Annotated in this window: 6 protein-coding genes; 4 read left to right on the plus strand and 2 right to left on the minus strand. The window is 58.1% G+C overall.

The window, feature by feature from the left end; translation table 11 throughout:
• Window positions 1-78: 78 nt before the first annotated feature.
• Window positions 79-1,716 carry an alpha-glucoside-specific PTS transporter subunit IIBC gene (locus HXO69_RS08090; RefSeq protein WP_296546422.1) on the minus strand — a complete coding sequence of 546 codons (1,638 nt, stop codon included), beginning with the start codon at window positions 1,714-1,716 and terminating at the stop codon, window positions 79-81.
• Window positions 1,717-2,133: 417 nt separating this feature from the next.
• Here HXO69_RS08090 and HXO69_RS08095 point away from each other — a divergent pair, with 417 nt between their 5' ends.
• The 3 genes from HXO69_RS08095 (at window position 2,134) to HXO69_RS08105 (ending at window position 6,835) form a co-directional block, all read left to right on the plus strand.
• Complete coding sequence (locus HXO69_RS08095; RefSeq protein WP_296546424.1) at window positions 2,134-3,012, plus strand: endonuclease/exonuclease/phosphatase family protein; 879 nt, start codon at window positions 2,134-2,136, stop codon at window positions 3,010-3,012.
• 73 nt (window positions 3,013-3,085) lie between these two features.
• On the plus strand, window positions 3,086-4,900 hold the full coding sequence (locus HXO69_RS08100; protein ID WP_296546425.1) for an alpha-glucosidase: 1,815 nt from the start codon (window positions 3,086-3,088) through the stop codon (window positions 4,898-4,900).
• Between the two features lie 129 nt (window positions 4,901-5,029).
• Window positions 5,030-6,835: an alpha-glucosidase gene (locus HXO69_RS08105; RefSeq protein WP_005505076.1), complete on the plus strand. Its 1,806-nt coding sequence runs from the start codon at window positions 5,030-5,032 to the stop codon at window positions 6,833-6,835.
• 129 nt (window positions 6,836-6,964) lie between these two features.
• Here the strand turns inward: HXO69_RS08105 and HXO69_RS08110 are convergent, their stop codons facing one another.
• Window positions 6,965-7,939 (minus strand): permease, encoded by a 975-nt coding sequence (locus HXO69_RS08110; RefSeq protein WP_296546427.1) that lies wholly within the window; start codon window positions 7,937-7,939, stop codon window positions 6,965-6,967.
• A gap of 501 nt (window positions 7,940-8,440) precedes the next feature.
• On the opposite strand from HXO69_RS08110, the gene HXO69_RS08115 reads away from it, so the two are divergent.
• Entirely contained in the window at window positions 8,441-8,692 is a 252-nt protein-coding gene (locus tag HXO69_RS08115) for a hypothetical protein (RefSeq protein WP_168165530.1), read from the plus strand.
• Window positions 8,693-8,795 lie beyond the last annotated feature (103 nt).

The following is an 8,795-nucleotide window of genomic DNA, read 5'->3' on the forward strand; positions in this document are numbered from 1 at the left end:
GGGTGTTATCCGATACCGCCGGCGAAGTCTATACCTTATGAGGCGTCATACCGTCAGGCGGTTGAAAGCTGAAGTCTCTTAGGAGAGGGTCTTAGCTTCGTTCACCATGGTCTCGAAACGCTCGCGAACCTGGGGAACGTCCATACCGACGATAACCTGGAATGCCTTGCCCTTGCGGACGAGGCCCAGAGCGCCTGCATTCTTGAAGTCTGCATCCGAGGGGCTGACGAGGGACTCATCAGCAACGGAGACACGCAAGCGGGTTGCGCAGTTGTTCACGGTGGTGATGTTCTCTGCGCCACCGAGCAGTTCGAGGAAGCCAGCTGCACGGGGTGCGTAGAGGTCGCCGTCAGCGGACTCAGCAGCAGCGCCGCCGTTCTTCTCAGCAGCCTTAGCTGCCTTGTACTCTGCCTTGCTGTAGAGCTTGGTCTCGCCGCCGTCTTCTTCACGACCGGGGGTCTTGAAGTCGAACTTCAGAATCATGAAGCGGAAGATCAGGAAGTACAGGACGGTGAAGCACAGGCCCACACCGATCTGCATGAGGTAGGTGCCGGAGTGGTTTGCCCACAGCGGGATCCAGTTCTGGAACAGGAAGTCGAGCAGACCGCCACCCATGTAACCAACCAGACCCAGCTGGTACATGATTGCTGCCATGGATGCTGCCAGGATTGCGTGGACCAGGAACAGCGGGGGTGCCAGGAACAGGAAGGTGAACTCGAGGGGCTCGGTGATACCGATCAGGATCGCAGTGAGGCAGACGGGGATCATCAGAGCGAGAACTTCCTTGCGCTTCTCGGGACGAGCAGTGGTGTAGAACGCCGCTGCGATACCGATGGGTGCAAAGACCTTGGAGTTACCGTGCAGTGCGAAGCCGCCGCCGGGGAACAGTTCCTTCAGGGGCTTGTCGCTCTTTGCGAACTCGGTCAGGTGGGTCGGCCAGTCCTTAGCAATACCGTTCGGGGTAACAACATTACCGAAGACGAACGGGGAGTAGATGAAGTGGTGCAGACCGGTCGGAATCAGGAAGCGCTCGAGGAAGGTGTAAACCCACACGCCGAGTGCGCCGGATGCGATGAAGAAGCCCTGCAGGGAGGAGATGCCGTGCTGAGCGTAGGGCCACAGCCAGGAGAACAGGAATGCCACGGGCATCATCAGGAAGAAGCAGACGCCGTAGACGTACTGGGAACCCTGGAAGATACCGAGGAAGTCGGGCAGCTTCTTGTCGAACCAGCGGTTGTGTACCCACACCACGATTGCGGAGATGATGATTGCACCGAAGATACCGGTGTCCATGGTCTTGATACCGGCGATCATCTTCAGACCGGTACCTGCCGCGCTCTTAGAGATGTCGGTGGTGTAGTCCAGGTCGAAGAAACCGGTGCCGCCCTTGCCCCATACCTTGAGCATGGCGCCGACGAAGTAGTTGAAGGTCAGGTAGACCATTGCAGCTTCCATCACTGCACGTGCGTTAGCGGTCTTTGCCAGTGCAATGGGCAGACCGATCACGAAGAGCAGTTCCATCTGGTTGAAGACGGTCCATGCGCCGGACTCCCAAACAGACCAGAAGTGGTTCCACGCGCTTTCCTTATCAGCAGCGAGGGGAATCAGTTCGCCGTTCTGTGCAATGATCGCAATACCGACCGCGAGGCCAGCGAATGCGAAGAGAAGAACGGGTGCCAGCATGGCAGAGCCGAACCTCTGTACTTTTTCCATCATGAGGCTATACGCCCTTTCGGGTTGTCGAGTGAGCGGACGCAGGGGTTGGCGATCATTGCCATCCTGCGATGGTCACGCCGTATCTTTATACCTCCAAACGAAAGTATATGAGACGGGTGCCACATATCCTGCGTGCGCTAAATGCCGAATGTGTTTTAGACAAAAACAATAATGCCAGGTCATACCTACCCGCAGATACCAAAAGCAGAAGTTTTGAAAGAGTTTTTCAGAACCTGAAACATCTCCCGGCACTGGTTAAAAATACTTGCTGCAGATGAGACTTTTTCCCTATTACCTAGTGCACAGAATCGATAGCATAAACAGTGCACCCATAGGTCAGAGTGCATAAACACTCGCCACCTCAATGCGCGGTGTGCATATCATTCTTCAACCTCACACATACCCCGGACTTAATACATGCGCTTCCTCACCCTCAACACGCACAGCTGGTGCGAAATCCACCAAATTGCCAAAATCCGCACCCTCGCAAAGTTCATCATTGAACAGCAGGTGGATGTCATTGCGTTGCAGGAAGTCAACCAGCTCACCTCCACCCCCGTGGTGAAGGAGCCCCTCAACTACCGCGGCGGCGCAGGCGTGCCGGTCCACGAAGACAACTACGCCCTGCTACTCGTGCAGGCACTCAACGAAATGGGCGCAACCTACGAGTGGACCCTCACCGAAGCCCACATCGGTTGGGACCGCTACGACGAATGCGTAGCGATTCTCTCGCGTCTGCCGATTCGCGGCATCAAGCCCATCGATATGTCTCCCGAGTACGGCTACCACCAGGTACAGCGCCGCGCCGCACAGGCAGCGCTCATCGAAACTGAGACGGGTACCTTCTGGTGCGCAACCACTCACATGTCCTGGTGGGACTTCGACGGTGAGCCCCTCTTCGCGCAGGAATACACCCGCCTCTCACAGGCCCTGGCAGAATGTGCCCTCACCGCACCCGTACTGCTCGGCGGCGACTTTAACTCCGCCGCGCATCTGAGCGATGAAGGCTACGCGCTGGTCACCTCCAGCGGTATGGTTGATACCCGCTCACTGGCGGAGCACACCGACGGCGAAAACACCGTCCACCGCGAAATCGCCGGCTGGGAAGGTAGCACGGACGCCAAGCGCATTGACTTTGTGTTCGCTGACCGACTGCTCACGGTGAACTCGCACGCGGTAGTCTTCCGCGACAACTCCCCCGAAGCCATCTCCGACCACAGCGGTCTACTCCTGGAAATTGACCCCTCCAGCTGGGCACCCCAGAGCCTCCTGACGCCCCTCACCACCCAGTCCTAAAAGGGCATCAGACTTTAGCCGCCCACAGAGCGGCCCCACACAACACTCATCCATACCAAGGGAAGGAAGAACAATGACGACCCAGACCCAGTGGTGGCAGGAACCGGTGGTCTATCAGATTTACCCCCGCTCCTTCAACGACTCCAACGGCGACGGCATCGGCGATCTGCCCGGCATTACCGAGAAGATTCCGTACCTCGCCAAGCTCGGTATTCAGGTGCTGTGGCTCTCCCCCATCTACGCTTCCCCGAACGATGACAACGGCTACGACATCTCCGACTACCGCGCCATCATGACCGAGTTCGGCACCATGGAAGACTTCGATGAGCTGCTCGAAACCGCGCACAAGCACGGCATCAAGCTCATGATGGACCTGGTCGTCAACCACAGCTCCGACGAGCACGAATGGTTCAAGCAGGCACGCTCCTCCAAGGACAACCCCTACCGCGACTACTACATCTGGCGCGGCCCCAAGGGCTTCGATGAGGATGGCAAGCCGATTCCGCCGAACAACTGGATTTCCTGTTTCAGCCCCTCCGTGTGGGAATGGGACGAGGCGACCGGCCAGTTCTACCTGCACTACTTCTCCGTCAAGCAGCCCGACCTGAACTGGGAGAACCCGAAGGTCCGCGAAGAGGTCTACGACATCATGCGCTTCTGGCTGGACAAGGGCGTGGACGGCTTCCGCATGGACGTCATCAACCTAATTTCTAAGGACCTCTCCTTCCCCGAGGACCCGGCAGTCCTCGCTGGCGGCCTCGACAACTCCCTGGCTGTCGCAGCGAACGGCCCGCGCGTGCACGAATTCCTGCAGGAGATGAACCGCGAGGTCTTGAGCAAGTACCCGGTCATGACCGTGGGCGAAACCCCCTGCGTGACCGTGGACGACGCCGCACTCTACACCGGTTTCGACCGCAACGAGCTGCAGATGGTGTTCCAGTTCGAGCACATGGACGTAGACGCCTCCGAAGGTGGCGTGACCGGCAAGTGGTCCGACCGCCGCTTCAACCTGGTTGACCTCAAGAAGGTCCTCACCCACTGGCAGGAAGGCCTGCACGGCCGCGGCTGGAACTCCCTGTACTGGAACAACCACGACCAGCCGCGCACCGTCTCCCGCTTCGGTAACGACTCCCCCGAGTACCGCACCGTCAGCGCCAAGATGCTCGGCACCGTGCTGCACCTGATGCAGGGCACCCCCTACATCTACCAGGGTGAAGAGCTGGGCATGACCAACGTCTTCTTCGACGATGTGAAGGACTACAACGACCTGGAGATTCACGACTCCTGGCGCAAGTACGTTGAAGAGTCGGGCCGCGTCTCCGCTGAGGATATGCTGCGCTACATCAGCGCCTCCGGTCGCGATAACGCCCGTACCCCCATGCAGTGGACCGCTGGCGAGAACGCAGGCTTCACCTCCGGCACCCCATGGCTGAAGCTGAACCCGCGCTACACCGAAATCAACGCGGAGGCAGAGCTCACTGACCAGGATTCGGTGTTCTACCACTACCGCGACCTGATTAGCCTGCGCCGCGAGCACCCGATCGTCCTGACCGGCGAGTACCGCCTGCTGGATGAAGAGGATGACCAGGTTTACGCCTACCTGCGCGTGAACTCCGACGAGGACGCCGCCGCAACCGGCGAGCGCGCCCTGCTGGTCGTCGCCAACTTCACCGATGACACCGTTCAGCTGAACTACGCGGGCGGCAACCTGGATTCGGTGGTGCTGACCAACTCGCAGGCACTCTCCCCGACTGAGCTGAAGGCAATCGAGAACACCCCGAAGCTGATTAGCTCGAACTACCGCGATGAGAACCGCGAGTTCACCGACGAGGGCACCCTGCTGCGCCCCTACGAGGCGAAGGTGTACCTCTTCGGTAACGCCAAGTAGTCGTACCCCACTCATACTGTGCGAAGGGGGACCAGAAACGGACATTCCGGTCCCTCTTCGCCCTATACTTCAATCACAGACAAAATTTGTTCCTCTTTTCGGCTGGATGGCCGGTATAGAAAGGCAATTATGAGCAACTCCGAGGCATACGAGGTTCCCTCCTATGAAGGCCGCCAGTGGTGGAAGGAAGCCGTGGTGTACCAGGTGTACCCCCGCTCCTTCAACGACGCTAACGGCGACGGTATCGGTGATCTGAAGGGCATTACCGAGAAGCTGCCCTACCTGGCTAAGCTGGGCATCAACGTCATTTGGCTCTCCCCCGTGTTCGACTCGCCGAACGTGGACAACGGCTACGACATCTCTGACTACTTCGCCATCATGAGTGACTTCGGCACCATGGAAGACTTCGACGAGATGCTTGAAACCGCTCACAAGCACGGCATCAAGATCCTGATGGACCTGGTCGCAAACCACACTTCCGATGAGCACCCCTGGTTCAAGGAGTCTCGCTCCTCCAAGGACAACCCCTACCGCGACTACTACATTTGGAAGGACCCGAAGGGCTTCGACGAGGACGGCAACCCGATTCCTCCGAACAACTGGGCGTCCGAGTTCGGCGGCCCGGCGTGGGAGTGGGACGAGGCGACCGGCCAGTTCTACCTGCACATCTTCTTCAAGGAACAGCCCGACCTGAACTGGGAGAACGAGAAGGTTCGCGAGGACCTGTACTCCATGGTCCGCTGGTGGCTGGACAAGGGCGTTGATGGCTTCCGCCTGGACGCTATCAACATCATCTCCAAGCCTGAGGGCTACCCGGATGACCCCTCCACCGACTATGAGAAGCACACCTCCTCGATTCCGTTCGTTATTACGAACGGCACCATGGTGCACCCGTGGATGAAGGAGCTCACCCGCGAGACCTTCAGCCGCTACGACGTGATGACCGTGGGCGAGACCAGCGCAACCAGCCCCGAGGACGCTAAGCTGTGGGCTGGCTACCACACCGGTGAGCTGAACATGATCTTCCACTTCGATCACATGGGCGTGGATAACGACCCGAACGGCAATCTGGGCGGCAAGTGGTCCTACGCACCGTACAAGCTGACCGAGCTCAAGCGCATCCTGAACGACTGGCAGACCACTCTGGAGGGTAACGCCTGGGGTTCGCTGTACTGGAACAACCACGACCAGCCGCGCGTTGTCTCCCGCTTCGGTAACGATTCGGATGAGTTCCGCACCCTGTCCGCTAAGCAGTTGGCGACCACTCTGCACTTCATGCAGGGCACCCCGTACATTTACCAGGGTGAAGAGCTGGGCATGACCAACGTGAAGTTTGATTCGATTGAGGATTACCGCGATGGTGACTCGATCCGCTTCTACGAGGACATGCACGTTGATCACAAGCGTCTGAGCCACGAAGAGGCGATGCAGGCGATTTACATTAAGGGCCGCGATAACGCTCGTACCCCGGTTCAGTGGGATGCCTCCGCTAACGGTGGTTTCAGCCCCGAGGGTGTGACCCCGTGGATTGCTGTGAACCCGAACTACCCGGCGATTAACGCTGAGGCTGTTCTGGCGGATGAGGATTCGATCTTCTACCACTACCAGCAGCTGGTGGCTCTGCGCCGCGGCAAGCTGAAGGACCTGATGGTTTACGCAGCCTTCGCTCCGGTGGATTCGGTTCAGGTTCCGCACAACGAGGATGAGGCTGTGTACGCGTACACCCGTACCGGTGGTGCGGATGGCAGCCCCGCGAACGAGTCTTTGCTTGTTGTTTCGAACTTCACTGCCGAGGAGCAGGAGCGCGACTTCGCTGTGCTTTCTGAGGCTCGTGAGGCTGGTGCTCGTGTTGAGCTGGTGAGCTCAAACTACAAGGACGACGCGGGTTCGACCCTGCGCCCCTACGAGGCGAAGGTGTACCACATCGTTCGCTAAGCGCTGTAGCTCGTTGAGTGCTACCGCGTGCCGATAAGGTGATAGACAGCAGAAGGAGGGTGAGGCTTATGCCCCGCCCTCCTTTTGTGTTGTCTCCTGTGTTCTCCCGGCGTGCTTTCTTGGCTCTACTTAGCTGGCGAAGACGAACTGCAGGATTGGCACGGCGAGGGCTATCATGCCTACGCTGACGGCCGCCCCTGCGGCAATGACGGGGGCTGCGGTGCCTTCATGCCGGTAGTGGGTTTCCAGAATGACGATATTAGCTGCTGGCGGCAGAACAGCCAGAAGGAAAAGCACCTGCGGATGCGCGAGCAACTGGTCAAAGTGCACGCCCGCAGCGTCGTGCACCCAGCGGGCGAACGCCAGCACGCCGACGCTGTAGACGCTCACGAGCCCGGCGCGCAGGAACGCCCATCCGGCGGCGCGGGTCAGGTCGGCGCGGTGCAGTTTGGCGGCGCCGAGCCACATGCCCAAAACAATCAGTCCGATAAAGCTGAAAATCCAGGTGAGCACCCGGTAGAAACCTGCCCCGTACTGGCTCAGGAAAGAGCCCGCAGGCAGGCAGAGCAGACCGATTACCACGGCGATAACGGGCGGGCTGGTACGCAGGCCCCGCAGCACCGTGCGGAGGGTTCCACCACGGCTCTTTGTGGCTTGTGCATCCGGTGCGTTGCTCTCCCCTACCCTGGGGTCTACCCCGGAACCACCGCGTAGTAGCGAGGTGCCCAGAATATTACCCATGATGGAGTTGCCGATATACGCGCCGATGTAGACTCGCACGGCTTCCTCGCCCCAGAATCCGGCAACTACGGGGATGCCGAAGAGTCCCGCGTTCAGGTACACGAAGGCGAGCTTCTGTACAGGGTCGCGGGTGATGCGTCCGGCACAGAGCACGCCGAGGAGCATCAACACCATGGTGGAGGTTGCAACGAAGAAAAGCTCAGGGCGGCTGGTGGCGACGGTGTAGATGATGACGGTGGGAATGATCCAGCGGGTCAGCAGGGCGGAGGCGCTTTCTTTCAGGCGGTTACCCCAGTGCTCAGGTAGCAACATTGCGAGCCCGATTCCTACCCCTAAGTAGAGGAGTGGGAGGATGATTCCCATGCTCGTTCCTTTCGCTGTTGCTGTGTCTGTGCCGTTGTTTTACGGCTAAGGTCCCTGTCTAATAACCCTACCCTGAACCTTCAGGTTGAGGTTTACTGCTTTTTCGTTGTGTTTTTCGAAATTTTCGCGTCATATTGCATCTTATTTGCTGATGCTCTCGTTTTTTATGCGGTTCACTTCTAGTCTTGAATTATAGAAAGAATAATTACTCACTCTATTTTTCAATCTATCGCCGATACTCATTTTTGCGAAAGTAGGAACTAGGCTGTTTCTTCTCTTGCAAGGTCCCACATCCAGGAGCCCGCATTGCAGCAACCGTATCTTTCTTCCCCTCCCGATGCTGGAGGCGTCCCGCAGCGTCCGGCGCAGGTTTCCAGTCAGCATGCTGATGCGCATATTCCGTGGCGTTCATCAGCTCCACTTACTGCCCCCGCTACAGCTTCTGTAGCGACTGTACCCGCCTCTGAGGACCCTGAGCGCACGTTTAGGGTTCCTCACCCGGTGTTGAGCGCTATCTCGTGGGTGATTGCGGCTGCGAGCGCTGCGTGGCTTATCATTCTGGCTGTTTCGTTGACGATGATTGTGGCGTCGGGTCTGAGCCATGATTCTGAGTTTGTGATGCTGACCTATGGTGTGTACATGGCGTGCGCGTTTGGCTTCTGCTGTTTTGGTACGTTTTTTGCTTTGCATTTTGGGTTGGGGTCGAGCGCTCATTGGCGTGATTCGATTCGTCACCCGCATCACCCACACTAAAAAGGTTTATTTCTAGGCGTAGTTTTTCGGGTATTTTTGGAATGCATTTCTTTTATTTAGACCCCGCGTTTAAAAAATAAATGAGGATTTTTTAATACGCCCC

Source organism: Rothia sp. (in: high G+C Gram-positive bacteria), assembly GCF_015265375.1.
In the GTDB taxonomy this organism is placed as follows: domain Bacteria; phylum Actinomycetota; class Actinomycetes; order Actinomycetales; family Micrococcaceae; genus Rothia.